Source organism: Paenibacillus graminis, assembly GCF_000758705.1.
Taxonomy (GTDB): Bacteria; Bacillota; Bacilli; order Paenibacillales; family Paenibacillaceae; genus Paenibacillus_AQ; species Paenibacillus_AQ graminis.
The window spans coordinates 4,621,139-4,647,298 of the sequence record NZ_CP009287.1 but is presented as its reverse complement, the minus strand read 5'-3'; the positions used below and the strand labels follow the sequence as shown (position 1 = coordinate 4,647,298).

At 51.9% G+C, this 26,160-nt stretch carries 31 protein-coding genes; 30 read left to right on the top strand and 1 reads right to left on the bottom strand.

Annotated elements, in window-relative coordinates; translation table 11 throughout:
- The first annotated feature begins 54 nt into the window (after positions 1–54).
- The 22 genes from mtrB to PGRAT_RS19840 all read left to right on the top strand — a co-directional run bounded on the left by mtrB (position 55) and on the right by PGRAT_RS19840 (position 19,311).
- Positions 55–303: a trp RNA-binding attenuation protein MtrB gene (mtrB, locus tag PGRAT_RS19940; RefSeq protein ID WP_025709321.1), complete on the top strand. Its 249-nt coding sequence runs from the start codon at positions 55–57 to the stop codon at positions 301–303.
- Between the two features lie 111 nt (positions 304–414).
- Positions 415–954: a hypothetical protein gene (locus PGRAT_RS19935; RefSeq protein ID WP_025709322.1), complete on the top strand. Its 540-nt coding sequence runs from the start codon at positions 415–417 to the stop codon at positions 952–954.
- 114 nt (positions 955–1,068) lie between these two features.
- The gene (locus tag PGRAT_RS19930) at positions 1,069–1,938 is read left to right on the top strand and encodes a heptaprenyl diphosphate synthase component 1 (RefSeq protein ID WP_025709323.1); all 870 of its coding nucleotides are present in this window, start codon (positions 1,069–1,071) and stop codon (positions 1,936–1,938) included.
- A 3-nt stretch (positions 1,939–1,941) separates the two neighbouring features.
- Positions 1,942–2,694, top strand: coding sequence for a demethylmenaquinone methyltransferase (locus tag PGRAT_RS19925; RefSeq protein ID WP_025709324.1), 753 nt, complete (start codon positions 1,942–1,944; stop codon positions 2,692–2,694).
- Complete coding sequence (locus tag PGRAT_RS19920; RefSeq protein ID WP_025709326.1) at positions 2,687–3,562, top strand: UbiA-like polyprenyltransferase; 876 nt, start codon at positions 2,687–2,689, stop codon at positions 3,560–3,562. Before PGRAT_RS19925 ends, PGRAT_RS19920 begins: the two co-directional genes overlap by 8 nt.
- The gene (locus PGRAT_RS19915; protein ID WP_025709327.1) at positions 3,559–4,161 is read left to right on the top strand and encodes a UbiX family flavin prenyltransferase; all 603 of its coding nucleotides are present in this window, start codon (positions 3,559–3,561) and stop codon (positions 4,159–4,161) included. Before PGRAT_RS19920 ends, PGRAT_RS19915 begins: the two co-directional genes overlap by 4 nt.
- Positions 4,162–4,164: 3 nt before the next feature.
- Complete coding sequence (locus PGRAT_RS19910; RefSeq protein WP_025709329.1) at positions 4,165–5,025, top strand: menaquinone biosynthesis protein; 861 nt, start codon at positions 4,165–4,167, stop codon at positions 5,023–5,025.
- Positions 5,022–5,990 carry a polyprenyl synthetase family protein gene (locus PGRAT_RS19905; RefSeq protein ID WP_025709331.1) on the top strand — a complete coding sequence of 323 codons (969 nt, stop codon included), beginning with the start codon at positions 5,022–5,024 and terminating at the stop codon, positions 5,988–5,990. Before PGRAT_RS19910 ends, PGRAT_RS19905 begins: the two co-directional genes overlap by 4 nt.
- Before the next feature lie 107 nt (positions 5,991–6,097).
- The gene (gene ndk / locus PGRAT_RS19900) at positions 6,098–6,541 is read left to right on the top strand and encodes a nucleoside-diphosphate kinase (protein WP_025709332.1); all 444 of its coding nucleotides are present in this window, start codon (positions 6,098–6,100) and stop codon (positions 6,539–6,541) included.
- A 26-nt stretch (positions 6,542–6,567) separates the two neighbouring features.
- Positions 6,568–7,371 carry a CheR family methyltransferase gene (locus tag PGRAT_RS19895; protein WP_025709333.1) on the top strand — a complete coding sequence of 268 codons (804 nt, stop codon included), beginning with the start codon at positions 6,568–6,570 and terminating at the stop codon, positions 7,369–7,371.
- 89 nt (positions 7,372–7,460) lie between these two features.
- Positions 7,461–7,649, top strand: coding sequence for a hypothetical protein (locus PGRAT_RS33350; RefSeq protein WP_155990565.1), 189 nt, complete (start codon positions 7,461–7,463; stop codon positions 7,647–7,649).
- 197 nt (positions 7,650–7,846) lie between these two features.
- Positions 7,847–9,016 carry a chorismate synthase gene (aroC, locus tag PGRAT_RS19890; protein ID WP_025709334.1) on the top strand — a complete coding sequence of 390 codons (1,170 nt, stop codon included), beginning with the start codon at positions 7,847–7,849 and terminating at the stop codon, positions 9,014–9,016.
- A gap of 2 nt (positions 9,017–9,018) precedes the next feature.
- Positions 9,019–10,122, top strand: a complete 1,104-nt coding sequence (aroB, locus tag PGRAT_RS19885) for a 3-dehydroquinate synthase (protein WP_025709335.1) — start codon at positions 9,019–9,021, stop codon at positions 10,120–10,122.
- Positions 10,116–10,487, top strand: a complete 372-nt coding sequence (gene aroH, locus PGRAT_RS19880) for a chorismate mutase (RefSeq protein WP_020427687.1) — start codon at positions 10,116–10,118, stop codon at positions 10,485–10,487. The genes aroB and aroH overlap by 7 nt, the downstream gene beginning before the upstream one ends.
- A gap of 351 nt (positions 10,488–10,838) precedes the next feature.
- Complete coding sequence (gene trpE / locus PGRAT_RS19875; RefSeq protein WP_025709337.1) at positions 10,839–12,392, top strand: anthranilate synthase component I; 1,554 nt, start codon at positions 10,839–10,841, stop codon at positions 12,390–12,392.
- Positions 12,393–12,465: 73 nt separating this feature from the next.
- Positions 12,466–13,506, top strand: coding sequence for an anthranilate phosphoribosyltransferase (trpD, locus tag PGRAT_RS19870; protein WP_025709339.1), 1,041 nt, complete (start codon positions 12,466–12,468; stop codon positions 13,504–13,506).
- On the top strand, positions 13,496–14,326 hold the full coding sequence (gene trpC, locus PGRAT_RS19865) for an indole-3-glycerol phosphate synthase TrpC (protein ID WP_025709341.1): 831 nt from the start codon (positions 13,496–13,498) through the stop codon (positions 14,324–14,326). Before trpD ends, trpC begins: the two co-directional genes overlap by 11 nt.
- Positions 14,319–14,999 carry a phosphoribosylanthranilate isomerase gene (locus PGRAT_RS19860; protein ID WP_042267092.1) on the top strand — a complete coding sequence of 227 codons (681 nt, stop codon included), beginning with the start codon at positions 14,319–14,321 and terminating at the stop codon, positions 14,997–14,999. The genes trpC and PGRAT_RS19860 overlap by 8 nt, the downstream gene beginning before the upstream one ends.
- A complete protein-coding gene (gene trpB, locus PGRAT_RS19855; protein ID WP_042267089.1) occupies positions 14,996–16,192 on the top strand; it encodes a tryptophan synthase subunit beta in 1,197 nt (398 codons plus the stop codon). Before PGRAT_RS19860 ends, trpB begins: the two co-directional genes overlap by 4 nt.
- A complete protein-coding gene (gene trpA, locus PGRAT_RS19850; RefSeq protein WP_025707448.1) occupies positions 16,192–17,013 on the top strand; it encodes a tryptophan synthase subunit alpha in 822 nt (273 codons plus the stop codon). Before trpB ends, trpA begins: the two co-directional genes overlap by 1 nt.
- Before the next feature lie 57 nt (positions 17,014–17,070).
- Entirely contained in the window at positions 17,071–18,168 is a 1,098-nt protein-coding gene (hisC, locus tag PGRAT_RS19845; protein ID WP_025707449.1) for a histidinol-phosphate transaminase, read from the top strand.
- Between the two features lie 48 nt (positions 18,169–18,216).
- Positions 18,217–19,311, top strand: coding sequence for a prephenate dehydrogenase (locus PGRAT_RS19840; RefSeq protein WP_025707450.1), 1,095 nt, complete (start codon positions 18,217–18,219; stop codon positions 19,309–19,311).
- Positions 19,312–19,409: 98 nt separating this feature from the next.
- Here the strand turns inward: PGRAT_RS19840 and PGRAT_RS19835 are convergent, their stop codons facing one another.
- Positions 19,410–20,351 carry a ketopantoate reductase family protein gene (locus PGRAT_RS19835; RefSeq protein WP_025707451.1) on the bottom strand — a complete coding sequence of 314 codons (942 nt, stop codon included), beginning with the start codon at positions 20,349–20,351 and terminating at the stop codon, positions 19,410–19,412.
- 207 nt (positions 20,352–20,558) lie between these two features.
- Between PGRAT_RS19835 and PGRAT_RS19830 the strand changes: the two genes are divergently transcribed.
- From PGRAT_RS19830 to PGRAT_RS19795, 8 genes are all read left to right on the top strand, one after another.
- Entirely contained in the window at positions 20,559–21,131 is a 573-nt protein-coding gene (locus tag PGRAT_RS19830) for a TetR/AcrR family transcriptional regulator (RefSeq protein WP_025707452.1), read from the top strand.
- A gap of 608 nt (positions 21,132–21,739) precedes the next feature.
- Positions 21,740–22,333 carry an RNA polymerase sigma factor gene (locus PGRAT_RS19825; protein WP_025707453.1) on the top strand — a complete coding sequence of 198 codons (594 nt, stop codon included), beginning with the start codon at positions 21,740–21,742 and terminating at the stop codon, positions 22,331–22,333.
- Between the two features lie 5 nt (positions 22,334–22,338).
- Positions 22,339–22,932: an anti-sigma factor gene (locus PGRAT_RS19820; protein ID WP_025707454.1), complete on the top strand. Its 594-nt coding sequence runs from the start codon at positions 22,339–22,341 to the stop codon at positions 22,930–22,932.
- A gap of 144 nt (positions 22,933–23,076) precedes the next feature.
- Entirely contained in the window at positions 23,077–23,664 is a 588-nt protein-coding gene (locus PGRAT_RS19815) for a histidine phosphatase family protein (protein WP_025707455.1), read from the top strand.
- Between the two features lie 90 nt (positions 23,665–23,754).
- Positions 23,755–24,840: a hypothetical protein gene (locus PGRAT_RS19810; RefSeq protein ID WP_025707456.1), complete on the top strand. Its 1,086-nt coding sequence runs from the start codon at positions 23,755–23,757 to the stop codon at positions 24,838–24,840.
- Between the two features lie 16 nt (positions 24,841–24,856).
- The gene (locus tag PGRAT_RS19805) at positions 24,857–25,363 is read left to right on the top strand and encodes a gamma carbonic anhydrase family protein (RefSeq protein ID WP_025707457.1); all 507 of its coding nucleotides are present in this window, start codon (positions 24,857–24,859) and stop codon (positions 25,361–25,363) included.
- 18 nt (positions 25,364–25,381) lie between these two features.
- Positions 25,382–25,561: an IDEAL domain-containing protein gene (locus PGRAT_RS19800; RefSeq protein WP_025707458.1), complete on the top strand. Its 180-nt coding sequence runs from the start codon at positions 25,382–25,384 to the stop codon at positions 25,559–25,561.
- A 90-nt stretch (positions 25,562–25,651) separates the two neighbouring features.
- Positions 25,652–26,071 carry a DUF2487 family protein gene (locus tag PGRAT_RS19795; protein WP_238326869.1) on the top strand — a complete coding sequence of 140 codons (420 nt, stop codon included), beginning with the start codon at positions 25,652–25,654 and terminating at the stop codon, positions 26,069–26,071.
- Positions 26,072–26,160: the final 89 nt, after the last annotated feature.

Below are 26,160 nucleotides of genomic sequence, written 5' to 3'. Positions count from 1 at the left end.
TTTGTTGTTGAGAGGGTTGGCTTAATCTCACAATAATTTATAGGAGGGTTTGGCATGACTGAGAAGAATAATGGCGTTAATCCCGCACCGGCAGGCAGCGACTACATCGTAATCAAAGCCAAGGAGAACGGTGTTCAGGTGATCGGGCTTACCCGGGGGCTGGACACACGGTTTCATCATACGGAGAAGCTGGACAAAGGCGAGGTGCTCATCGCCCAATTCACAGATCATACCTCAGCCATGAAAATCCGCGGCAAGGCCGAAATATGGAGCAAACACGGACAATTGGAAAGTGAAAGCTGAAAAGCAGGCATAGCCTGCTTTTTTTCAAAATATAACTAAGGATAGCCATGTCTCGTTTTCCGTATATTCGTTCAAAGAGGCGGCAACTATGAATGATAAGGGAGGCTTGTCATGAACAGGAGCTGGCTGATTGGAACGGTGGTGCTCATTACCGCAGCTTCCGCGCTGATTCTGCCGCAGTTGGCTGCGCTTGAGCCTGCCCTGCACCGGCAGGACGGGGTATTGGAAACCTTAAGCGGAGGCGGAGTGGTTCTGGAGAGCAGCAATCTTGTGGATATGCTCGAGAAGCTCCCGCTTACCCTGACCATTGACAGGGCCGGGTGGAAGGGGAATGTTCTTTCTCTGGATCTGAAGGTGACCGGCAATGATCCGGAACCGCAGGAGCTCTATCAGAACATGGCCCGGGTCATTTCCTTTGCTTTTCAGGAGACGGTTAACGTTGACCAGCTGTTGCTGCGGATTGTTGCCGAGGATAAATGGCTGGACAGCAGGCGTCTGCTGCTTGCCGGGGATATCCGGCGCAATGAATGGTCGCTCCGGCTTCAGGATGCGCTGGAGACGGCACCAAGCCGTCCGCTGCCCGAATCTGTGAAGATCGGACTGCGCATCAGTGAGAGCGAGCTATGGAAGAAGCAGTTCATTTATCCCTAATCTGGGTAAAAGAAACTAGAATAGCCCACAGTGCGTGACCAAAAAACATGTGATATAATAGACAAGATTGTGAACAAAGATATTGTCATAACGTCAATGGCTCCGGAGGCTGAAATGAAACCGTACCGCATACCGCAACTGGCTAAACCTTATACCGACTACGACATGATTCAGCGGCATACGGAATTGCCGCCGTTTCCAGACGGGCGTGGTCATTTGTTATATATTTTTTTAAGTTATGGCTCCCCTGCGGGCATAAAGGGCGGAGAGCTATTTACACTCGTGACCGGTCTCGTGCAGCTGGGGCTGGATACCCATGAGTGCATCGACCAGGTCCAGAACGAGCCGGGGGGAGATCCTATGCGTTCCCGCCAGCTTAAAGTGCTGGCCGGCGATTATTTCAGCAGCTGGTTTTATCATTTGCTTGCCAAACGGGAGCAGATTGAGATGGTCGGTATACTAAGCACCGCCATTGCCGATCTTAATGTGATGAAGGCCCATCTGTACAGCAAGATGAAGGGCATGTTCCTGTCTGCTGAACAATATTTGCGTCACACGGTACAGCTCAATATGAGGCTGTTCCTTTCTTTTACACCGATGATTGAGGAATCCCTTGCCGAGCTGTGGGAGAAGCTGCTGTCTGAATTCAGCCAGTATGAGACCGTCCTTCTGGAGCTTCGCCGCGGAGGCGACCCTGTAAATGCCATGGAGGGTTATTGCTACTGGAAAGTGCTGGAGTCGGCTACTGAGGATGAACGGCGGCTGCTGCTGGAGCAGGAGCTCGATCACAAGGATTGGAAGAAGCTGAAGATGAAGTACAAATGCGATTCTTTGCTGACAGACAAGCTGCATGGATCGATCCGGTCCATTCAGGGACTGCTGCAGGGGGTGAAGGAGGAAAATCTGTTCGCCGAGCTGAGTGCTGCGCTTGACCGCCTTCTTCAGCACATGAAAATTTCCGGACAAGCAGCCGTGGAGGGTTAGGAAATGACTATAGAGAAAACTACTGCAACCGGTGATCAAGGCACTAAGCCCAAGGAGCAATTTGTCCATTCGGTTTTTGAGAGCATTGCCGGCAAATATGATCTGATGAATGACATTCTGAGCTTCCGCAGGCATAAGGCCTGGCGCAAATTCACCATGCGCAAGATGGGGATGAAGCAAGGAGACACTGCGGTTGATCTGTGCTGCGGCACCTGCGACTGGAGCATTGCGCTGGCTGAAGCCAGCAGGACGGGCTGTGTCATGGGCCTGGACTTTAGTGCAGGCATGCTGGAAGTAGGACGGCGCAAGGTGGAGGCACGCAATCTCCAGGAGCGGATTTCCCTGGTACAGGGCAACGCCATGGAGCTGCCTTTCGGCGACAACTCCTTCGATTATGCGACCATAGGATTCGGGCTCCGCAACGTACCTGATCCAGTCCGGGTATTGAACGAAATGAAACGTGTGGTGAAGCCGGGAGGCATGGTGGTCTGCCTGGAATTGTCCAAACCGATGAAGCAGCCGTTCAAAGGCATTTATTATTTTTATTTTCAGCGGGTGCTGCCGCTCCTTGGCAAACTTTTCGCGAAGAGATATGAGCAGTACAAGTGGCTTCCGGAGTCATTAGCCTTGTTCCCGGACAGAAAACAACTAGAGGTAATCTTCCGTGAAACCGGACTGCAAAAAGTGGAATCCTATCCCTTGACCGGAGGCATCGCGGCACTACATATTGGGCTCAAGGAGAATTGTAATGCTTAAGAAAATCGCCATTTTTTTGCAAATGATCAAGTTTGAACATACCGTTTTTGCTTTGCCTTTTGCTTTTATGGGTGCTCTGCTGGGTTCGGTCGTGATGTTTGGGGCCTTGCCCTCCTGGGGCCAAATCGGCTGGATTGTCATAGCCATGTTCGGTGCACGCAGCGCGGCCATGGGGCTGAACCGGCTGATTGACCGGATCAGCGACGCCAAAAACCCCCGTACAGCCGGCAGAGCCATCCCCGCCGGACTGCTCAAGGTTGGAGAGGTGTCCCTGTTCATCGCCTTCTCTTTCTTTTTGCTGTTCTGGGCTGCATTCAAGCTGAACCCTTTATCGGCGAAACTGCTGCCGATCGCAGTTTTTCTTCTTGTTTTTTACTCATTCACTAAACGTTTCACCTGGGCCTGTCATCTGATCCTCGGTCTGACGATTGCACTCGCCCCGCTCGGGGGCTGGGTTGCCGTTACCGGAACGGTGGACTGGACTTCCATGGTATTCTATTTCACGATCGTATTCTGGACAGCAGGCTTTGATATTATTTATTCCTGTCAGGACGTTGAATTCGATAAGAAGGAAGGCCTGTATTCCATTCCTGTCCGCTTTGGCGTTGCCCGTGCACTGACCATTGCCAAGGTGTTTCACATGCTGACGGGTATCGGTTTTGTTTCGCTGCTGTTTATTACCGACCTTAGCTGGTGGTATGTGGCAGGGATGCTGATCGCCTATATTATTCTTTTTTATGAGCACCATATTGTTTCTCCAAGCGACCTTAGCCGGCTGCAGACCGCTTTCTTCACTATGAACGGTGTGCTGAGCATTGTTGTATTTTCCTTTACTCTGATTGACTTGGTGGTGCAGTTCTACAAATGAATAAGCTTAAGCCGAAAAACTATGTTGTGGGCATCACGGGAGCCAGCGGCGGCATTTATGGCGTCCGGCTGGCCAGAACACTGCTTGCACTGGGACACTCGGTCCATCTTGTGGTAAGCAACGCCGGCTGGCGCGTATTTAAGGAAGAACTGGGCTTTGCCGCCTCAGACCGGGAGGGCTTTCTGAACGAACAGTTCGGAAGCTATCCCGGTTCTCTGCATTATCACCCGATTGCCGACATCGGGGCTTCCATTGCCAGCGGCTCCTTCCGCACAGCGGCCATGATTATTATGCCTTGCTCCATGGGAACTTTGTCAGCCGTTGCCCACGGAAGCTCGGATAATCTGATGACCCGGGCTGCGGATGTCATGCTGAAGGAAGGACGTCCGCTTGTGCTCGTACCCCGGGAGACACCGCTTCATGCGATTCACCTGGAAAATATGCTGAAGCTGTCCCGGCTCGGGGTAAAGATGATACCGGCGATGCCCGCATTTTATTACGGCCCGACAACGATGGATGACCTCATTGACTTTATGGTGGGCAAGGTGCTGGACAGCTTGGACATTGAGCATTCATTATTTCGCAGATGGGGGGAATGAAGGATGAATGATCCTGAACCTACCGTTATCGGTAAAATCAGTTATACCAATTCATGGCCGGTGTTTCACAATTTCTATCCCTCATCCTTAAGCTTTCCTGCAGAGATGGTGAGTGAGGTGCCAGCCGTTCTTAATCAAGGTATGACCAGCGGAAGTATTCATGTAGGAGCGCTGTCCTCTTTTGCCTACGCGGCTGCGAGCGAACGGCTCCTGCTGCTGCCGGATTTGTCGGTTAGCTCGGATGGCCCGGTGAAGTCTATTCTGATGTTTTCGCGTGTGCCGCTGGCGCAGGTGGCCTCAGGTACGATTGCTGTAACCAACACGTCGGCAACATCCGTCAATCTGCTGAAGATCCTGATGGAAAAAGCAGTTAACGGCAAACCTGAATATATCAGCGCTGCGCCTGATCTGGATAAAATGATGGCCGGGGCGGATGCCTGTCTGCTGATCGGTGACAATGCGATCCGGGCCTCGTGGCAGGATCAGGGTTATATCGTAACCGATCTTGGCGAGCTGTGGAAGGAATGGACCGGATTCGGTATGACTTTTGCCGTCTGGGCCGTGAACCGGGAGGCTGCCGGAATGAGACCGGAGGCAATTGCTGAAATCGCCGACGCCTTTGTGGAGAGCAAGAGACGCGGCCAGCAGAATCTGGCCCCCATTATCCGGGAGGCCTGCTCAGCTATCGGGGGGACAGCAGCCTATTGGGACATGTACTTCCGTAATTTATGTTATGACTTTGGGGAAAGGCAACAGGAAGGGCTGAACCTCTATTTCCGCTACGCCTACGAGCTGGGTCTGCTGCAGCGTGAAGTGAAGATGGAGATGTGGAGCCATAATCTGCTGACACGGGTGAACGAATGAAACGAATGCAAATATTTGGCTTGCTGAACAAGGATATGGATCAGATCGAAAAAGAGCTCTACCGCAGCGTACAGGGCGACGATGATTTGCTGACAGAGACATCCCTGCACCTGCTGAAGGCAGGCGGCAAAAGGCTGCGGCCGGTCTTTGTGCTGATGGGCGGCAAATTCGGGCAATATGATCTGGAGAAGCTGAAGCGTGTTGCCATACCGCTGGAGCTGATCCACAGTGCCTCGCTTGTTCACGACGATGTGATCGACGATGCAGAGCTGCGGCGCGGAGAGCTGACGGTCAAAGCGAAATGGGGCGATAAAATTGCCATGTATACCGGGGATTATATTTATGCCAAGGCGCTGGTAATGACCTCGGAGCTGGGCAATCCGCGAATACACCAGATCCTCTCCAAGGCGATGGTGGAAATGTCCATCGGAGAGATGGAGCAGATCCGTGACTTCTTCAACAGCGAGCAGAGTGTGCGCCATTATCTGCGGCGCATCCGCCGCAAGACGGCACTGCTGATTGCCATCAGCTGCCAGCTCGGTGCGCTGGCTGCGGATGCGGAGCCGGATACGGCCAGGCTGCTCTATGATTACGGATATAACGTCGGTATGGCGTTCCAGATCCGTGACGATCTGCTCGATCTTTCCGGGACGGAGAAGCAAATCGGCAAACCTCCGGGCAGCGACATGCGGCAGGGCAATATTACATTGCCGGTTATATACAGTCTGGAAGACCAGCGGCTGCGGAGTGCGCTGCTCACGGAGCTTGCTTCCATCCGCGAAGGAAATAGCGGCGTGGGGCGCGCCATTGATCTGATTCTGTCGGGTGAAGGCATTTCCAGGGCAGAAGAGCTGGCGTCCCGCTACATTGCCAAAGCCCTTGCAGCACTGGACCAGCTGCCGAGCAACCGGACGAAGCGCAATTTGAAGGATATTGCTTTTTTTGTGACAGGGCGGTCTTATTAATCTGCTGCATTCAAAATATTAAGCGTTCACAGATGGCAAGGTTTCTGATACTATCAAAAAAACAGCTTATTATTCGTTGGGAATAATAGAAAATGGAGAGTGACTCTATGGAGCAAACGTATCTGATGATAAAACCGGATGGGGTACAACGCGGACTGATTGGGCGGATCGTCGCCCGCCTGGAGGACAAGGGGCTCAAGCTGGTTGCCGCGAAGCTGATCATTATTACAGAAGAGCAGGCAAAGAAGCATTACGCAGAACATGAAGGAAAGGATTTCTTTCCGGAATTGGTGCGCTTCATTACCTCTGGACCGGTATTCGCCATGGTCTGGGAAGGTGACGATGTAATTGCGCTGTCCCGCTTGATGATCGGAAAAACCAAGGTGGGGGAAGCTCTGCCGGGTACGATCCGTGGTGACTTTGCCAGCCATACCCCTCTGAATCTGATCCATGGTTCGGATTCGCCGGAAAGTGCAGCACGTGAAATTGCCAATTTTTTTGCTCCGGATGAACTGGCAGTTTACAACAAAGACATCGCGGCCTGGATGTAGTTTCAGGCGGGAGGCAGGGGAACATAATGGCTGAACGAGAAGAAGTATCAACAGCACCTGACCCGGATTATACCGGATTTATTCATAACGTTAAGCAAAGCACCGGGATTGACCTGGCCCAGTACAAGGAAGCGCAGATGAAACGGCGACTGACCACGCTCCGGATGAAGAACGGCTATCAGTCCTTCAGTGATTTTTTCGCCGCTATGATGAAGGACAAAGCTTTGTTCTATGAATTCCTGGACCGCATGACCATCAATGTCTCGGAATTCTGGCGCAACCCGAACCGTTGGGAGGTTCTGCGGGATGTCATTCTGCCTGAACTGCAGGGTTCGGGCCGCAGGCTGAAGCTGTGGAGCGCTGCCTGCTCCACCGGTGAAGAGCCATACACGCTGGCTATGATCCTCTCCGACAAAAATATTCTGGCGCAGACCGGAATTCTGGCGACCGATATCGATGACGGCGCACTGGCCAAAGCGAAGCAGGGCATCTATCTGGAGCGTTCGCTGAAGGATGTGCCAAAGGATGTCGCCGGCCGCTATTTTACACCGGAGGGGCCTGTTTTCAAAGTCAGCGACGGGCTCAAGAAAAGCATTGATTTCCGCAAGCAGAACCTGCTGCTGGATAAGTTTGATGAAGGCTTCGATTTGATCATCTGCCGCAATGTCATGATCTATTTTACGGAAGAAGCCAAAAGCAAGCTGTATCACAAATTTTCAGCCAGCCTGCGACCGGGCGGATATTTGTTCGTGGGCAGCACGGAGCAGATTTTCACCCCGGCCCAGTACGGGTTCGAATCGACGGAAACGTTCTTCTACCGCAAGAAATAAATTGGCTGTGCCCCGGAATATGACATTCCTAGGGATACGTATACTTTCGCTCGTTTTCAGTGATACTGGACAGTAGAGGAAGATTACGTGTGTCATGCGAAAGGTCGTACATTCCGATGGATAAAAGCAAGGTCATAGATGCCTACAGACGCGGCTTTCTGACCGTCCGTGAATGCGGGCAAGTTCTCGGTGTTGAAGAGCGGCAGCTGCAAAGTCTGCTCGCGCTTGAAGATGACAAGGCGGCATGCCTGCCGCCAAGCCGGAGAATCGGCAGTTAAAAACTCGGTTCTTTTGGGTACACTGCAGCGTCGTCTTTACTCGCAAGAGTAGAGGCGGCGCTGTTCTTTTTCGTACCGGACGAGGGCAAGCCGGGCTTATCCCTTTCTTGTCAAAGCGGATTCCCTATACTATAATGAGCAAAGACATTTAACATTTTAGCGGTTTACAGTTTAAAAGTGTGAAGGGGGAAAGCAGCATGAGTTTACGCTACTTAACAGCGGGGGAAACGCACGGCCCCCAGCTTACAGCTATTATCGAAGGACTGCCCAGCAATTTGACACTTGATTTTGAAGAGCTTAATTTTCAACTGCAGCGGCGGCAAAAAGGGTACGGGCGCGGCCGGCGGATGCAGATTGAGAAGGATTCGGCAGAAATCGTCGGCGGAGTCCGTCATGGTTACACTACGGGTGCTCCTGTAGCTTTGGTTGTGGAAAATAAGGATTGGACGCACTGGAAAAATATTATGAATATCGAGCCGATCCCCGGCAGCGATGAAGAGAAGCGGCGTGTGAACCGCCCCCGTCCCGGACATGCGGACCTGAACGGCGGACTGAAATATAATCTGACTGATCTGCGGAATGTGCTTGAGCGCTCCAGCGCCCGCGAAACGGCGGCTAGAGTGGCTGTAGGCGCAGTAGCCCGGCAGCTTCTGGCTGCGTTTGGTGTGAAGATTGCAGGACAGGTGATCCGTATCGGTGAAATTGAAGCACCTGCGAATGATCTGCCGATTGACGAGCTGATCGAGCAGACAGAAGCTTCTTCTGTGAGAGTTGTAGATAAAGAAACTGAGAAGAAGATGGAAGCCTACATAGATAAGATCAAGGAGGAAGGCGACTCTATCGGCGGCATCGTGGAGTGTATCGTTGAAGGTCTGCCCGTCGGTCTGGGAAGCCATGTACAGTCTGACCGCAAGCTGGATGGCGCCATAGCCGGTGCTGTGATGTCCATTAACGCCTTCAAGGGTGTGGAAATCGGCATTGGCTTTGAAGCAGGCAAGCTGCGGGGCTCGCAGGTCCATGATGAGATCATGTATGAAGCATCCCGGGGATACTACCGGGCGAGCAACCGTCTGGGCGGCTTTGAAGGCGGAATGACCAACGGAATGCCGGTTGTGGTCCGCGGGGTGATGAAGCCGATTCCGACGTTGTACAAACCGCTGCAAAGTGTCGATATCGACACGAAAGAACCTTTTACCGCCCAAGTAGAACGTTCAGACGCCTGTGCTGTGCCGGCAGCTTGTGTGGTGCTTGAGAATGTAGTGGCCTGGGAGATCGCCAAAGCCTTTATGGACAAGTTCGGCGGCGATTCCATCGAGGAGATCAGAGCGAACTACAACAACTACCAGGCACAGCTGGAGTGCTACTAATGATGCGCAGCATTACGGTAGAACTCGGTGAACGCTCTTATCCGATCCATATTGGAAGCGGACTCTTGCGTGACATTGGCCGGCATTGCGTGAAGGCCGGATTTCCGCTGCGCAGTCCGCTGCTGATTGTCAGCGACAGCGAAGTGGCCCCGCGGTATCTTCCCATGGTTGAGGCCGCCCTGCGCGGAGAAGGATATGTTGTAGTCAGTCATGTGATTCCGGCCGGAGAGGCCTCCAAATCACTGGCCGTTTATGAAGAAGTCATCACAACGGCAATCCAGGCCGGTCTGGACCGCAGTTCAGCTGTTCTGGCGCTGGGTGGCGGTGTGGTAGGGGATCTGGCAGGATTTGTAGCCGCATCCTACATGCGTGGAATAGGGTTCATTCAGATTCCTACTACCATATTGGCTCATGACAGCAGTGTAGGCGGCAAGGTTGCGGTTAATCATCCGCTGGCAAAAAATATGATCGGCGCCTTCTATCAGCCGTCGCTGGTGCTCTATGATTTGGATACCCTGAGCACACTTCCGCCGCGCCAGATCTCTTCAGGACTGGCTGAAGTGGTGAAGCACGGCCTGATTCTGGACCGTGACTTTGCTTACTGGTGCCTTGAACATGCTTCTGAGCTGCTCTCCCTGAATACGGAGGCACTGGGATATGCTCTGGAGCGGGGCTGTGCGATCAAGGCCCGGGTCGTCAGCAATGATGAGCGGGAGCATGGGCAAAGAGCGTTTCTGAACCTTGGACATACGATCGGACACGCGATTGAAGCTGTGGGCGGGTACGGTGTATTCCTGCACGGCGAAGCCATTGCCATCGGAATGGCAGGCTCTGCGCTTCTCGCCGCCAAGCTTGGGCGGGAACGGGTGATTTATGAGGATACCATCGCCATGCTGTCCGCACTCTCGCTTCCCGTGAGATTGCCTGCTGAGTACAGCGTGGATGAGCTGATGGAAGCGATGATGCATGACAAGAAATTCAAGGAAGGCAAGATGACCTTTATCGTGCCGGATTCAATCGGAGCTGTCAGCATCGTGAATGATGTGCAGCAGAGTGCCGTGCGCGAGGTTCTTGCACAGCTTAAGAAGGAGGGAAGCCCGTGGTAAACCGGGGAATACGCGGTGCAACAACCGTAACCAACAATGAGGAAAACGAGATTTTGCGGGAAACGGTTGTACTGCTGCGCGAGATTGTAGAGCGCAATGATGTCATTGCGGAAGATATCTGCAGCGTGTGGATTACTGTGACCGGAGATTTGGACGCCACCTTTCCGGCGCGGGCGATCCGTGAAATTGAAGGGTGGGACCTGGTGCCTCTGATGTGCTCCGTGGAGATTCCCGTCAAAGGCGGCCTGCCGAAGTGCATCCGGCTTATGGTGCAGGTCAACACCGATAAATCCCAGCGGGATATCCGCCATGTCTATTTGAATGAAGCCCGGAAGCTTCGTCCCGATCTTTCACAGCAGAAGTAACAAATTCCTTGTGCGGGGTTGCCATGGACCAAAGGCATCATGTATAGTGTAATTAGCCGAGTGAAGCAGAGTTTAGTTTAGCTGAGATGAGTATAGTTGAGCAGAGTGCAGGATTTTAGTTGAGTTTAGGCATGTATTGCGTATGTTTGCCATTCTCTTTTTAGGTTACACTTTAGTGCGCGTATTTGCACTATCGCTGTATTCTTCTATAGGGGGAAGTGCATCCTCTGCGATGGTTATATGCCGATCCTTTGCGCTTTTCCATATACTTACTTACACAAACCTCTACTTCGGTAGAGGTTTTTCTGTATTTCGGACAATATAAACCAACATTTCAAGGAGGCATCCCAAGTGACGAATCCAAGAGTAGAAGAAGTGGTGTCGCTGTCGCGGGAATATAATCTGATCCCAGTAGTTACGCGGCTGCTCGCCGATATGGAGACACCCATCCGGTTATTCCAGCGGTTTGCCGGGCAGGACCGGGCCTTTTTGCTGGAGAGTGTAGAGGGTGGGATACAGTGGGCCCGTTATTCTTTTATCGGCAGTGATCCCTTCCTGATGGTCTCCGGCAAAAAAGGCGAAGTCCATGTGGAGGTCGCCGGCGAGAAGAGACAGCTGTTCGGCAAACCCGTAGAGGAGCTGAAAGCACTGCTCCGCTCATACCGCAGTCCCAAGCTGGACGGGATGCCTCCTTTTACAGGCGGGGCCATCGGATTCTTCGGGTATGATCTGCTGCAGTATTATGAGAAGCTCTCCGCCCATGCAGTCGATGATTTGAATATGGATGATATCCGCTTCATGTTCTGTGACCGCATTATCGTATTCGATCATGTGAAACAGCAGATTCTCCTGGTAGGTAACCTGCATATCAAGGACGGGGATACGGATTCCGATATCCGGGCCGGATATGAAGACCTGAGCCGCCGTCTTGAGACTATGGCTGAAGAGCTTCAGAAGGAAGGACCGAAGGAAAACGTCAACCGGCGCAGCATTCCCCAGGATATTGAACTGGGTGAGATACATTCGAATCTTACCAAGGAACAGTACATCAGCAATGTGGAGCAGGCGAAGGAATATATCCGGGCGGGAGATATTTTTCAGGTGGTGCTGTCTCAGCGGCTGCATATTGAAACAGAAGTGTCCCCGCTGCATGTCTACCGGATGCTTCGGACGCTGAACCCTTCCCCGTATATGTATTATCTGAAAATGGATGAGGAAATCATCGTCGGCACTTCGCCCGAGGCGCTGGTGAAGGTGGACGGAGGCCGTGTGGAAACCCGGCCCATCGCCGGGACCCGTCCCCGTGGAGAGAACGAAGCGCACGACCGGGCGCTGGCCGCTGAACTGCTGGAGGACGAGAAGGAACGGGCAGAGCATCTGATGCTGGTGGATCTGGGCCGCAACGATCTGGGCAGAGTGTCCAAATTCGGTACGGTAAAATGCGATTCCTTCATGGAAATCGAGAAGTACTCGCATGTGATGCATATCGTCTCGAATGTGTCAGGGACACTGGACGAGGGCAAGGATTTCTTCGATGCCTTCCTCTCCTGTCTTCCGGCAGGGACTGTATCGGGTGCGCCGAAGCTGCGGGCGATGGAAATCATCGCCGAACTGGAACGGGAAGCGAGAGGCGCTTACGCCGGGGCCATCGGCTATCTTGGATTTTCCGGAAATATGGATTCGTGCATTACGATCCGCACCATCATTTTCCGCAAAGGCCGGGCTTATGTGCAGGCTGGGGCAGGGATCGTGTGGGATTCGGTTCCCGAGAAGGAATATGAAGAGACGCTCAACAAGGCCAAAGCGATGCTGAAGGCGATCCGGATGGCAGAAGCCATGTTCCCCGCTGAAGTCAAAGAAAAGCAGGTAATCAACCAGGATTACATGTATGAGTATACCCCTTGATCCCGGAGGGTCAAGCGGAACAGCAATGGATTCCAGAAGCCTGAGACGGCACAATGAACAGGAGGAAATCAGGATGGACGCAAGCCAAAGGATACAATCAGGGATTGCCAGTATAATTGAAGGCCGGGATCTCAGCCGGCTGCAGGCGCGGGAGATTATGGGGTCCATTATGGAAGGATCAGCCTCAGCGGCGCAGATTGGGTCGCTGCTGACGGCACTCCGGATTAAGGGAGAAACGGTTGAAGAAATCACCGGATTCGCGGAAGCGATGCGGGGGTTCAGCACCCATGTGGCTACAGAACGTTCCCAACTGCTGGATACCTGCGGAACCGGCGGCTCGGGCATCCATAAGTTCAATATTTCCACAGCCTCGGCCATTATATCATCTGCAGCTTCCGTCAGAGTCGCCAAGCACGGCAACCGTTCCGCCTCCGGCAGAGCGGGCAGTGCCGATGTGCTTGAGGCACTTGGAGTCAATATTCATCTGAATGCAGAGCAGGCCCGGCAGTGCCTGGATACCATCGGCATCTGCTTCCTGTTCGCGCAAATCTATCATCCGTCGATGAAGCACGCTGCAGCACCGCGGAAGGAGCTGGGGTTCCGCACTGTATTCAATATGCTGGGGCCCCTGACCAATCCGGCAGGAGCGGACCGTCAGCTGATGGGGATCTACGACAGGGACAAGACACAGACTATAGCCCATGTGCTGAAAGAGCTTGGCTCCAAGCGTGCGATGATTGTGAGCAGTCTGGACGGCCTGGATGAGATCAGTATTTCCGCTCCTACACAGGTGTCTGAACTGAAGAACGGAGTGGTGACGACATATGAGATCACCCCTCAGGAATTGGGACTTAACACACATCCGCTGGAGGATGTGCTTGGCGGTGATGCGGCGGAGAATGCGGCAATAATCACCGGAGTACTGCAAGGAGATCGGAATCCTTACCGAGATATTGTCCTCGCCAATGCAGGCGCCTGCATTTATGTGGCAGGACTTGCGAATACCTTGCAAGAGGGTGTGGAAAAAGCAAAGGCTGTAGTAGATTCCGGTGCTGCGCTGCTGAAGCTGGAGCAGCTCAAAGCCATGACAAAGGAGCTTGATTATGTATCTTGAGCGGATTGTTGCCACCAAAATTAATGAGGTTAAAGCATTAAGCCAGACATTTTCTCTGTCCGGGGCAGAACGTCAGATTGCAGCACTGCCTCCCACAAGAGGTTTTCGAACAGCGCTAACGAAGTCGCGGAACAGATCCATGGGGCTGATTGCCGAAGTAAAGAAGGCTTCCCCCTCCAAAGGCTTAATCCGGGCGGATTTCGATCCGGTGTCGATCGCCAAGGGGTATGAAGCGGGCGGAGCGGATTGCTTATCCGTCCTTACGGATAAAGACTATTTTCAGGGCAGCGGGGCTTATCTGCAGCAGGTTAGGGAGGCAGTTAAGCTTCCGCTGCTGCGCAAGGATTTCATTATTGATGAACGGCAGATCTACGAATCCCGTCTGCTGGGTGCCGACGCGGTGCTGCTGATTGCAGCCATTCTGACGCCAGAGCAGCTGATTTCGTTCACCGGTGCAGCTGCCTCGCTGGGACTCGATATCCTGATTGAGATTCATGACCGGAGCGAGCTGGAGACCGTTCTGGCTACCGGGAAATTGGAGCACCCGGGGGTGCTGCTGGGGATTAACAACCGCAATCTGCGCACGTTCGAAACGGCACTGTCTACGACAGCTGAGCTTGCAGCGCTGCTTCCCGGCACCGTTCCCGTGATCAGCGAGAGCGGAATAGCCGGACCCGGGGATATTGATTATCTAAAAACTACCGGAGCCAGCGGAGTGCTGGTTGGAGAATATCTGATGCGCCAGCCGGATGTGGAACAGGCAGTGCACGGGCTGCTTGGTGCGCTGCCGGAAGGGAAGGAACGTGCCGCCCATGGCTGAGACGCTGGTAAAAATCTGTGGACTTCAGGACGTTGAAGTGCTAAAATCTATGAAGCGATTACCTGTGGATGTTATCGGGTTTGTGTTTGCAGAGAGCCGCCGCAGGGTGAGCCCCGAACAAGCAGCAGAGCTTATTGCCGAGCTTGCGGAATGGGAGAACGGGAAACCTCCGCTCGCCGCCGGAGTGTTTGTAAATCCTACACTTGCTGAGCTTGCAGCGCTGCTCTCCACCGTACCGCTGAAGGTCATCCAGCTGCATGGCCAGGAGAGTGCAGATTTGTGCCGGGCCGTCAAGGCGGCTTTTCCGCAGGTGCAGCTATGGAAGGCTCTTTCTGTAGCCACAAGCAATGCAGAGTCAGCTGCGGATGATCCTTATTCCTTGCATCACTATGCCGGAGCCGTAGATGCCCTGCTGCTGGATACCTATGACCCGGCGGGCAGCGGCGGCTCCGGGCGGACCTTTGATTGGGAGAAGATTCCTGCCTATAGACAAGCGGCTTCTGCTTATGGCTTGCCTTTATTTATAGCCGGTGGACTGCACCCGGAGAATGTGCGTGAACTGCTGGATGGCTATGCTCCGTATGGTGTAGATGTATCAAGCGGAGTAGAGAGCAATGGAGTTAAGGATATCGTCAAAATGACAGCTTTTGTGGAAAGGGTGAAGCAATCATGATACAAGTACCGGACAAGAATGGACGTTTTGGTTCTTTTGGAGGCCGCTTCGTTCCTGAAACGTTGATGAATGCGCTGATTGAGCTGGAGGAAGCCTACAACAGATTTTCCGCCGATCCTGCTTTTCAGAAGGAAGTGGATTATCTGCTCAAGCAATATTCCGGACGCGAGACTCCGCTCTATTATGCGGAACGTCTCAGCAAACATCTGGGAGAAGCTAAAATATACTTGAAACGTGAGGATCTCAACCATACAGGTGCTCACAAAATCAATAATGCGATCGGCCAGGGCATTCTCGCCAAAATGATGGGCAAAACCAAAGTCATCGCCGAAACCGGCGCAGGCCAGCATGGTGTGGCTACAGCTACAGTAGCAGCCCTGCTCGGGATGGAGTGCAAGGTGTTCATGGGCGAGGAGGATACACGCCGCCAGGCGCTCAACGTATTCCGCATGAAGCTGCTGGGGGCTGAAGTCATTCCGGTGACTTCCGGTTCACGGACATTGAAGGACGCTGGAAATGAGGCCCTCAGATACTGGGTCAGCAACGTGGAAGACACCTTCTACGTGCTGGGTTCTGCTGTGGGCCCGCATCCGTACCCGATGATGGTCCGCAATTTCCAGCGGATTATCGGGGATGAGACGCGGCGCCAGATTCTGGAAGCCGAAGGCAGGCTGCCGGATCTGCTGGTCGCCGCAGTGGGCGGCGGCAGCAATGCGATCGGCATGTTCTATCCGTTCATGGAGGATGAGCAGGTCGGGATGATCGGGGTGGAGGCTGCCGGCAAAGGCGTCGAGACTCCGTTCCATGCGGCAACGATGAGCAAAGGGACCCGGGGAGTGTTTCAGGGTTCTCTGAGCTATCTGCTGCAGGATGAGCATGGACAAGTACAGGAGGCGCATTCGATTTCTGCCGGTCTGGACTATCCCGGAGTAGGCCCTGAACATTCCTACCTCAAAGACGTCCACCGAGCGCAGTATGTGCCGGTTACGGATGATGAAGCCCTGGAAGCCCTGAAGCTGCTCTGCGTAACCGAAGGGATTATTCCGGCGCTTGAATCCGCCCATGCCATCGCGCATGTTGTAAAGCTTGGACCGGCATTGACCAAAGATGATATCGTGGTGATCTGTTTGTCGGGACGCGGGGACAAGGATGTTGAGTCCATAATGGCCTACACGGAAGGGGCGGGTAAGTGATGACAACCGTAACGACAAACCGGATGGATTTGGCCTTCCGCAGGCTGAAGGAGGAGGGCCGGACAGCGCTGATTCCGTTCCTGACTGTTGGCGATCCTGATCTGGAGACTACGCTTGAGATTATCGCCGAGCTGGAAGCGGCAGGGGCGGATATTCTGGAGCTGGGCGTGCCTTATTCCGATCCGCTTGCGGACGGTCCGGTGATCCAGCGGGCCTCTTCCAGAGCACTGCAGGGCAATATCCATTTGCGCACCTGCATGGAAACAGCGCTGAAGGCCCGGCAGGCGGGCAGCAAGCTGCCTTTCATTCTGTTCACCTATTATAATCCGGTCATGCAGATGGGACTCGACAGCTTTTTCTCCCTGCTGGATGCCCATGAGATCAGCGGGCTGATTATTCCTGATCTTCCAGTGGAGGAGTCAGAGGACATGCGTCAGCGCAGCCGCGCCGCCGGCGTGAATCTTATTCCGCTTGTAGCGCCTACGTCCAGCGAACGGATTGAACGGATTGTCGCCGGGGCCAGCGGTTTCGTGTACTGCGTTTCTTCGCTTGGAGTTACAGGAGAACGCTCTTCCTTTCATTCCGGAGTGGATGAGTTCATTGCTTCTGTCCGCCAGGCCACGGACCTTCCTGTGGCGGTGGGCTTCGGCATCTCAACCGGTGAGCAGGTAGCCCGGTTTGCCCGCATCTGCGACGGTGTAGTGGTAGGCAGCGCAATCGTCCGCAAGGTCGAGGATGTTATTCCACTGCTCAACAATGCAGCTACACGAAGTGAAGGCTTGTTGCAAATTCGTGAATTTGTGGCACAATTAAGACCATAACCGTCTGCTGGCAGACCTGAAACCGTTGGAGATTTTTATGGAGAGTGAGGACCGTTCATGAACCCGAAACCAAATATCGTTAACCTCCCTGTATACAAACCGGGGAAACCTATCGAGGAAGTGAAGAAGGAGCTTGGCTTAAAAGATGTTATTAAGCTGGCTTCCAACGAGAATCCGTATGGATCTTCACCAAATGCCAAAGCCGCTATCCTTGCAGAGCTGGAGAACTTGTATCTGTACCCTGACGGCTCAGCGGCTGAATTGACGTCTGCGCTGGCCAATCATCTCGGAGTACGGAATGACAGCATTATCTTTGGCTGCGGATCGGATGAGATTATCGCCTTGCTTGCCCGCGCGTTTTTCCTGCCGGGAGACGAGACGATTATGGCGGACCAGACCTTTTCCGTATATAAAAGCAATGCCGATATCGAAGGTGCAGTCTCTATCGAAGTGCCTCTGGCCCATGGTACGCATGATCTGGACGCGATGCTGGCCCGGGTTACAGAGCGGACCAAAGTCATCTGGATCTGTAATCCCAATAATCCTACCGGGACGATTGTGCCCGAAGAAGCCTTGATCACTTTCCTGAATGCGGTGCCGGCCGGGGTGATGGTTGTCCTGGATGAGGCGTATTGCGAATATGTGACTGATCTTTCGTACCCGAATGGAATCAAGCTGCTGGAATCCTACCCGAATCTGGTTGTATTGCGCACATTCTCTAAGATTTACGGCTTGGCTGCACTGCGAATCGGGTATGGGGTAGCAAGTCCGCAGATTATCTCCTTGATCAATAAGGTGCGTGAACCGTTTAATACCTCGCGTCTGGCGCAGGCCGGAGCGCTTGCAGCGCTCGCTGACCAGGAATACGTGCAGGAGTGCCGCCGGTTGAACAGTGCGGGCATTCTGCAGCTTCAGGCTGAATTTAAGCGGCTGGACCTTGCATTCTTCCCGGCTCACGGCAATTTCATTATGGTAGATGTACGGAAGCCGGCAGCCGAAATTTTTGATGCATTGCTGCGGCGGGGGATTATTGTCAGGGCAGGTCACAAGCTGTACCCGACCTATATTCGGGTCACTGTCGGTTCGGCGGAACAGAACAAGGCTTTTATCGCTGCGCTGGAGCAGGTGCTCCAGGAACAGGGCGTACAAGTCTAAGGTACAGCGTACAAGACGAATCTACAGAAGGCAGGTAGTTCAGAGAACATGACGACAAAAATAGCAATTTTCGGTGTCGGTCTGATCGGAGGCTCTCTGGCCCTTTGCTTCAAAGGCAAGGAGGGCCTGACCGTTATAGGCCATGCCCACCGTCCCGAATCGGCACAAAAATATGTCAGCCGAGGTGTGGTCGATCAGGCCACACTTTCACTTGAGGAAGCGGCACTGGATGCCGATTTCATTTTTTTGTGCGTGCCTGTAGGCATGCTGGAGGCTTATTTGCAGCGTCTTAGCAAGCTTCCCCTGAAGCCCGGCTGTATTATTACGGATGTTGGCAGTACCAAGGCGACGATTGCCGCCTGTGCGGTTTCGCTGGATCTTCCAGACGTCCATTTTATCGGTGGGCATCCCATGGCCGGATCGGAACGTTCCGGTGTAGAGGCTGCTTCTTCTCTGCTGTTCGAGAACGCCTATTATGTGCTGACACCGCCTCCAGGAGTCCCGGAGGAAGCCTATCAGGCCCTTGAAGCTTTGCTTCTACATACCAAAGCGCAGGTTGTCCGGCTTAATCCGGAGCGCCACGATGAGATTGTCGGAGCCATCAGCCATTTGCCGCATATCATTGCGGTTGCGCTGGTGAATCAGATCCGGGCGTATGACGACACGGACTCTCTGTACAGTACTTTGGCTGCCGGGGGCTTCCGTGACATCACACGGATTGCATCCAGCGACCCGATTATCTGGCGGGATATTCTGCTGAACAACCGCTCGGTTATGCTTCGTCTGCTGAAGGATTGGAATGATGAGGTTTCCTCATTTGTTCAATTGCTTGAGCAAGCGGACGGAGATGGCATAGAGGAAGCTTTCCTTGAAGCGGGCGGCTTCCGCAGCCAGCTGCCGGAGCGGCGCAAGGGGATGATTACTCCGCTGTTCGATCTGCATATCGATGTTCCCGATCATCCGGGGATTATCGGACGGATTGCCACAGAGCTGGGGGACCAGGGCATCAACCTCAGCAACGTGCAGATTATCGAGAGCCGCGAGGATGTGCCGGGCATAATGCGCCTGTCCTTCCGGCAGGAGAACGATATGGAGCGGGCTAAGATTCTGCTGCAGCACCATGATTATACTGTGTATGTGTAAAGATTGAATGAAATCCCCTTGAAGCATTCACTTCCCAAAGCCCATGGTTAACATGAGCGGAGATGTGAGCTTGAAGGGGATTTTTGATGCGGAATGGGTTACCTCTGAGAAGACGGAGAATAATTTCCAAGTATATCCCAATTAGGTGTTGTAATGTTCGCGCTACTCTTCAGATCATTAAAGGCTTGGTATAACGCAGAAATCTCGTCAGCGGACACCGCTTTATCACCCAAGAGTATTTTACCCACAGGGGTTGACAGCATAAATTTCAGCAGGAGATAGAACATTTTTCGTTGTTTCCGGGCTAATTTGATTTGACTTGCCGGCGTTACCGTATACCCGAGCTTTTCCAATACCTGATTGCCCTCATCTACAGCAGCAATGACCTGATGAAGCAGCTTGTTGTCTTTTGCAGCCTTGCGCAAATCGCCATTATAGGCAGGCGCGATAAAATTTAAAGGCAAGACCATCATAAAGTGGCTTTTCAACCATTCATCCATGTTCTGTTGATAGACCAATTTATATTTGGTGTTCACAAAAGCCTGGTCAATCACGGTTCGCCAACGCAGATCCTCCCCTAACCCGCCGAGGGTCATTTGCACCTGTGGACCACGTACGCAGAACATCCGGCCGGTCTCCCTCCATCCGGCACTCACCTGAAAGCCAAAGGCAACGTGTTTCTTCAACGGGCTGCTGGCCAGCAAATAATCCCGCATCTCTAAGGGGCTGGCATTATTCCCCACGAGTAGGATATGGCTGCTGTGGTTTGCTGCAAGAGCAGGCAGTACCGACTGGAAATCCGGATATTTCATCACGACAAAAATAAGGTCATAAATATCCTTCGGCTGCAGTTCACTGATCACATTTACTTGATCGACCGTGCTACGGAACTGGAAATAATGCCGGATCACATTGCCGTTCTTTTGCAATTCATCGAGCCGACTTCCTCTGGCCAGCATGGTCACATTGTTGCCTCCACGCACCAGCACATGGGCTAAATAGCTTCCTAAGACTCCTGCCCCGTACACTAATATTCTCATGAATAGCCCCTCCATCTCATGTATCCTATTCTGTATATAAGTTTTTAAATATACAATCACATATTTAAAAATTATTACAGCTCGATTCTAGCTCTGCTTCAAACCGTCTGTCAATAAGTTTTTAAATATCGGAGTCGTTATTTCAAAACTAAACAAATCATGATATATTAAAAATATGAATATGAGGCGGGAAGTGAGTAGCGAAGTATGAACAAATTTGAGATACGAACCCAAACCAAGAAGGATGCGATCGTTACAGCAGCCCTGAAGCTTTTCACAGAGAAAGGCTTTATCCACGTCAGTATAAAGGACATTGCCGCTGAATCCGGCGTATCTTCCGTGTCGCTATATAACTATTTCGGTAACAAAGAAGGGGTGGTCAGGGAATGTGCCAACGTTCTGATGCAGAATACCGTGCGCAAGGCGAAGGAGCTCATGAACCAAAATATCGATTATAAAAATAAAATTCTTCAGGTTCTGGAAATCTGCTCCGAACAGGATTATCAATTACTCAGTTCCCCGGGGGCTGTAGAGGACCAAGTGCTGTCAGGGTTGTACAATGAAAATACAAATCGGATCAGAATTGAAATCATAGAGGAGTTCATTGCGCTGGGGAAAAAGGAAGGGGTTATTGATGCTTCTGTTTCACTAGAAACCATATTGGAATTATTAAATGCCATCGGGGCGATCCAATCCGCCTGGGCGAGAACTGAAAATTACAAAGAGAAAATGGCAGAGCTTAACCGTCTGCTCTTGTTTGGATTGATCGGCCGCCCATAAATACAGGCTTTGAACCGGCAGGGGAGGGAATTAGAAGAATTTATGAGTTTCACCAATTGGTACTAAAATAGACAAAAAAAGACCGCTTATACATAATAAGCGGTTACAGTTCACAATTACTTGGAACCGTATAGTATTTGGATAGGAGTGGAGAGAAACCATACTGTACTTTTATTATATGTATCCGTTTACATCTTGTCAACACTTTATTCAAAAAAATATGAGTTCATCTTCTGGAGCTTGAATTCGGCCGGATTCCTTTTTTTCGACTCCACACTTGGAAATCTGACGCATTACGGCTGCAATGAGTCTATTAATGTCATCCTGTAAGAATATGTGTTATACTAGACTAGGTATGTTTATAGTTTCCAGGGATATAACAGGCGAACCGGTATTTGGTTGCACATAAATCCATGGACATGCGTTTTTCTTTCTGTATTTACTTACAGAGTGCCTTATTTGCCGGGTGACGGAATATACATAGGAAGTAATGCCTTTAAATTTGTGCAAATTTGCAGGAAAACCGCAACTTTTTAAGCCTCGGCCGGTATAAGAATTATGGACCGGACGGGATTATGCGTGCTAGGGCGAGGAGGGCCGAACTCACCATGACGGATTCCCAGTTGATCCAGCTAATCAAGCAAGGTAACACAGAGATATATTCAGAATTAATGCGGCGGTACCAACGTAAAATATTGGCTTTTGTCTACCATATGCTCAAGAATTCCCACATGGAGCTTCTTGCAGAGGATTTATGCTCGGAGACCTTTTACAAGGCGTTCCGGAGCCTGCATTCTTTCCGGGAAGTAGATGCATCATTTTCAACATGGCTGTATACGATTGCCCGGAATACAGTGCTTAGCGAGCTTCGCAAGAACCGTGCCGGAAATGTGTCACTTGAGGAAAGCGGGTATACGCCGGTAGCCCCGATGGAGGTGGCTCCAGAACAGGCCGCGCTCCGCAAAGAGCGGATGAACCTGGTCCGTGAAGCGATTAATAATCTGCCGGAGAAACAGCGTTCCGCGCTGATCCTCCGGGAATACGATCAAATGGACTACCAGGAAATTGCAGAGATTCTGGACCAGAGTGTCAGCTCCGTGAAATCATTATTGTTCCGTGCCAGGAGCAGTGTGAAGCTCCAACTCGAGTCCTATTTTTATGAGCCTGAAGCAGAAGAAGATGTGCAGGCTGAGAGGGTGTAAGGCCTATGAATTGCAGGGAAGCGCAGGATTCCATTCCGCTTTTGTGGGACGCTCCCCCCACGGACCCTAAGCGGATTTTGCTTGAAAGGCATATTGTGAATTGTCCCTACTGTTCCGCAGAATGGACGCTGTGGCAGGAGAGCAGTGAACTTATGCGGGAAACACAGATTGAAGTCAGCGAAGAACGTGCGGAGGCTGTGAATCTTCGGGTAATGGAGCGGATTTATCTGGAAAGTCCCTGGCTCCTGCCGGGGGATGGTAAATCTGCCGGGAATTCTGCCGTTTTCCGCCGCCGGCTCAGTCTCTGGATTGCCTGTTTTCTGGCTGTTTTTATATCCAGCTTTTTGTATTTTACAATGTTCAAAACACCTGCCAACACTACTGTGGCGCAGAGCGGGATTGTGGAGACCGGTGTAGCCGGCTTGTCTCTGGATTGGTCCTCCTCGTACCCTGACTCTGAATCGGGCGGAGGCATCATTGAACCGCTCGTGGTGAGCATGGGACCTACCCATCCGCAATATTGGATGATGCTGTCCATGCTCGGAGTAGGCCTGTCGATATTTTTGCTGTACCGGCTGAACCGTTACCGCAGACATTAGAAAGCTCTCTTTACTCCCAAGTAAAGCGGGCTTTTTTGTTGTCATCGTACCGGATATGCCATATTAACATTTCAAAAAGAAGACATTTGTTTTCATTCGTGTTACATTATTAAGCAAACATAAGGGAAGGGCAAGGTGATTGTGATGCTGATTGGCTTAATCCGCCATGGGCTGACGGACTGGAATGCGGAAGGGAGAATACAGGGACAAAGCGACATTCCGCTCAACGATGAGGGCAGGAAACAGGCAGAGATGCTGGGAGACCGGCTTCTGCAGGAAACTTACCGTTGGGACTACTGTATCACCAGCAGTCTTTCCCGTGCTGCGGAGACAGGCAAAATTATCGCGGCCAAGCTGGGCATTCCATTGCTTGAACCGGACGATCGCATCCGTGAGCGGGCCTATGGCCAGGTTGAGGGGATGACTGCTGTGCAGCGTGAAGAGAAGTGGGGCAAGGACTGGAATCTGCTGCCGCTTGGACAGGAGTCGGATGAACAGCTTCAAGCGCGGGCCTTAGCTTTTATGGAGGAAATTGCCGCGTTTTATCCGGATAAGAACATTCTTGTCATCTCGCATGGAGGCTTTTTGTCCCAGCTCTATATCGCCTTATATAAGGATAAGTACTCAGAGCGTCTCGGCAATCTATCGCTTACTATCCTGGAGAAGAACGAGAAGGAATGGAATCCGCTGCTGTACAATTGTACACGCCATATTCTGCAGCAACAGCATTAACCCGACCCTTCGGGTTATTTTTTTTGGGCCACAAGGAATAAAATGGGCAGTATTTCCCATAATGGTAGTAAAACGGTGAGGCGATAAATGATGAATCTGGCGGATATGCTTAACTTTGCAGACATTAGTCAGCTTACCGCCATTGCGGGACGCTACCAGTGTGATTGCAAACGGAATTCCAAACATGATTTGATTCAGAGTATATTGATCACACTGGGGAGCCGCCAGTTTATGGAATCCCATATCCGGGAATGCGCTCCTGAAGACCTGCGGTTTCTCAATACGCTGTTGTTCGACGAACGCAGCCAGTTCAGTCTTGAGGATTTGCTAGCTGCGGCGAGGCAGGCTTCCTTCGATTCGGTTCCCGGACAAAGCGGGAGATACCGGGAGATGGTTGCAAGGTTCAAAAATAGCGGTTGGCTCTTTAGCGGCGCTTCTCAGCAAAGCAGGTATTTATTTCGTGTGCCGCAGGATCTGAAAACCCGTTTCCGCGAACGGATGGGCGATTATCTCAAGGAACGAATCCCTCCAAGCGCAGAGCCTGCGATTTACCGGGGCGAAGGCGAGATGCTTGCTGGTGACCTGCTGCTCTTTCTTCGGTACATCAAAGAAAATGAGCCGGAGCTGAACCAGGAAGGAGCGCTGCACAAAAGGTATCAGCAGGGGGTCATGAACGCAATTCAAATTCCTGAACCTCTTCTCGGCAAAGGCGGCTGGAGATTCGGCTATGGAAGAGCCTGTGAGCATTACCCGCCCAGACTGGCTCTGATCGTGGATTACGCCCGCCACCGCCGCTGGACTACCGAGGAGGGCTCGCGTTTGAAGCTGACATTGGCGGGAGACACGCTGCTCGGACAAGGGAAATCTGAAAAGCTGATACAGTTATACTCCTTTTGGTTAAAACTGTATAAAGGCGCTATACCAAATCTGCCATCCCTCGTATACTGGATTAGTGTAAGTGCGGGGAAATGGGTTGCCGTGTCTTCAGTCATCGAGGGTCTGGGCTGGCTGGTCAAGCCATTTTATTACGATGATGCCGCTTCAATTCTGGAACAGCGCATCATCCGGATGATGCTGCATCTGGGCATGCTCCGGCTCGGCGAAACACCGGAGGGGCCGGTGGTCATGATGACGCCGTGGGGACTGGAGGCGGCTGTGCCGAAGCAGCTGCAGTAGGCAGGGGGGGAGAAGAATGCGGATTGGTTATGGGAACTACATACCGCAGCTTGACGAATCTGTATACGTGGCGGAAGGTGCAAAGCTGGTAGGTGACGTAAGAATTGGACGGCAGTCCAGTATCTGGTTCAACGCCGTACTGCGGGGGGATTTAGCTCCGGTTATCATCGGTGACCGCTGCAATATCCAGGATGGTACCGTGGGACATGTGGCTGAGGGACTGCCGCTGGTATTGGGAGATGACATATCGGTTGGCCATTCTGCAATCATCCATGGCTGCAGGATAGGCAAAGGTACATTAATCGGAATGGGTGCAATTGTATTGAACGGTGCAGAGATTGGTGAATATGCTTTAATAGGAGCCGGATCTATTGTAACCGAAAACAAAATCATTCCGCCCTATACCCTTTCACTCGGTTCACCTGCCAGAGTGATTCGTGAATTAACGGAGCAGGACCTTCAGCGGATGGCCCGCACATGCGAGAGCTATGTACTTAAAGCAAGTGAATATGGAAGGATCTAAACAGCGGAGGTGTATCGAATGGACAAAATGAAGGCTACCTATGAAGTGATGCTAGGACTTGTGGCAGAAATGGTGTGGGATGAAGCGCTGCGAAAGCGTCGTACCGACATCTTGTACCGGGAGATCGACACGGCGCTGGCTGCCGGAGATAAAACGGCGTTCCGTAATCTGACGGAAGAATTGAAAAGTCTGGCCTAAGCATAAAACGGGAAATGCGCCTGGCGCATTTCTTTTTTTGTTACAATGAAATTTCATAAGGAAACTTATATCATTAAAAAAAGGGTGAGTATGATGAAATTCAGTGATTTTACCGCCGAGAGCTGGTTGGAGAACCGGAAATACTACGATACCTGCCTGCTCCCGTATACAGGACTTAGCGGTACAGAGAGTCCGCCTGAAGCGGCGGAGGCATTGGAAAGATTGCGGGATTTTTTGGACCTCGTTGAAAAACCATATCAGGGCCGTATCGTAACTTATCCGGCTTTACAGTACAATGGGACCGGAAGTACAGCTTATTTGAATGAGGTTTGCCGAAAAGTCAAATCCAGTGGTTTCCAGTATGTGATTGTGCTGTCAGCGGACATCTCTCTGGCCGGGAGCGGGATTGTTGAAAGCGATTTAGTCCTATCCCTGCCTGACATTGAGGCTTCTCAGCACAAGCCGGTGAGAAGCTGCGTCAGAGATGAAATCGAGGCATTATGGAATTGATGAAACAGATGTAAATGTGACAAAAAATCAACAATTTATAAAGGGAATCTAAAATGAGGTCGTCACAATTTAGACAATATTCTTGACGG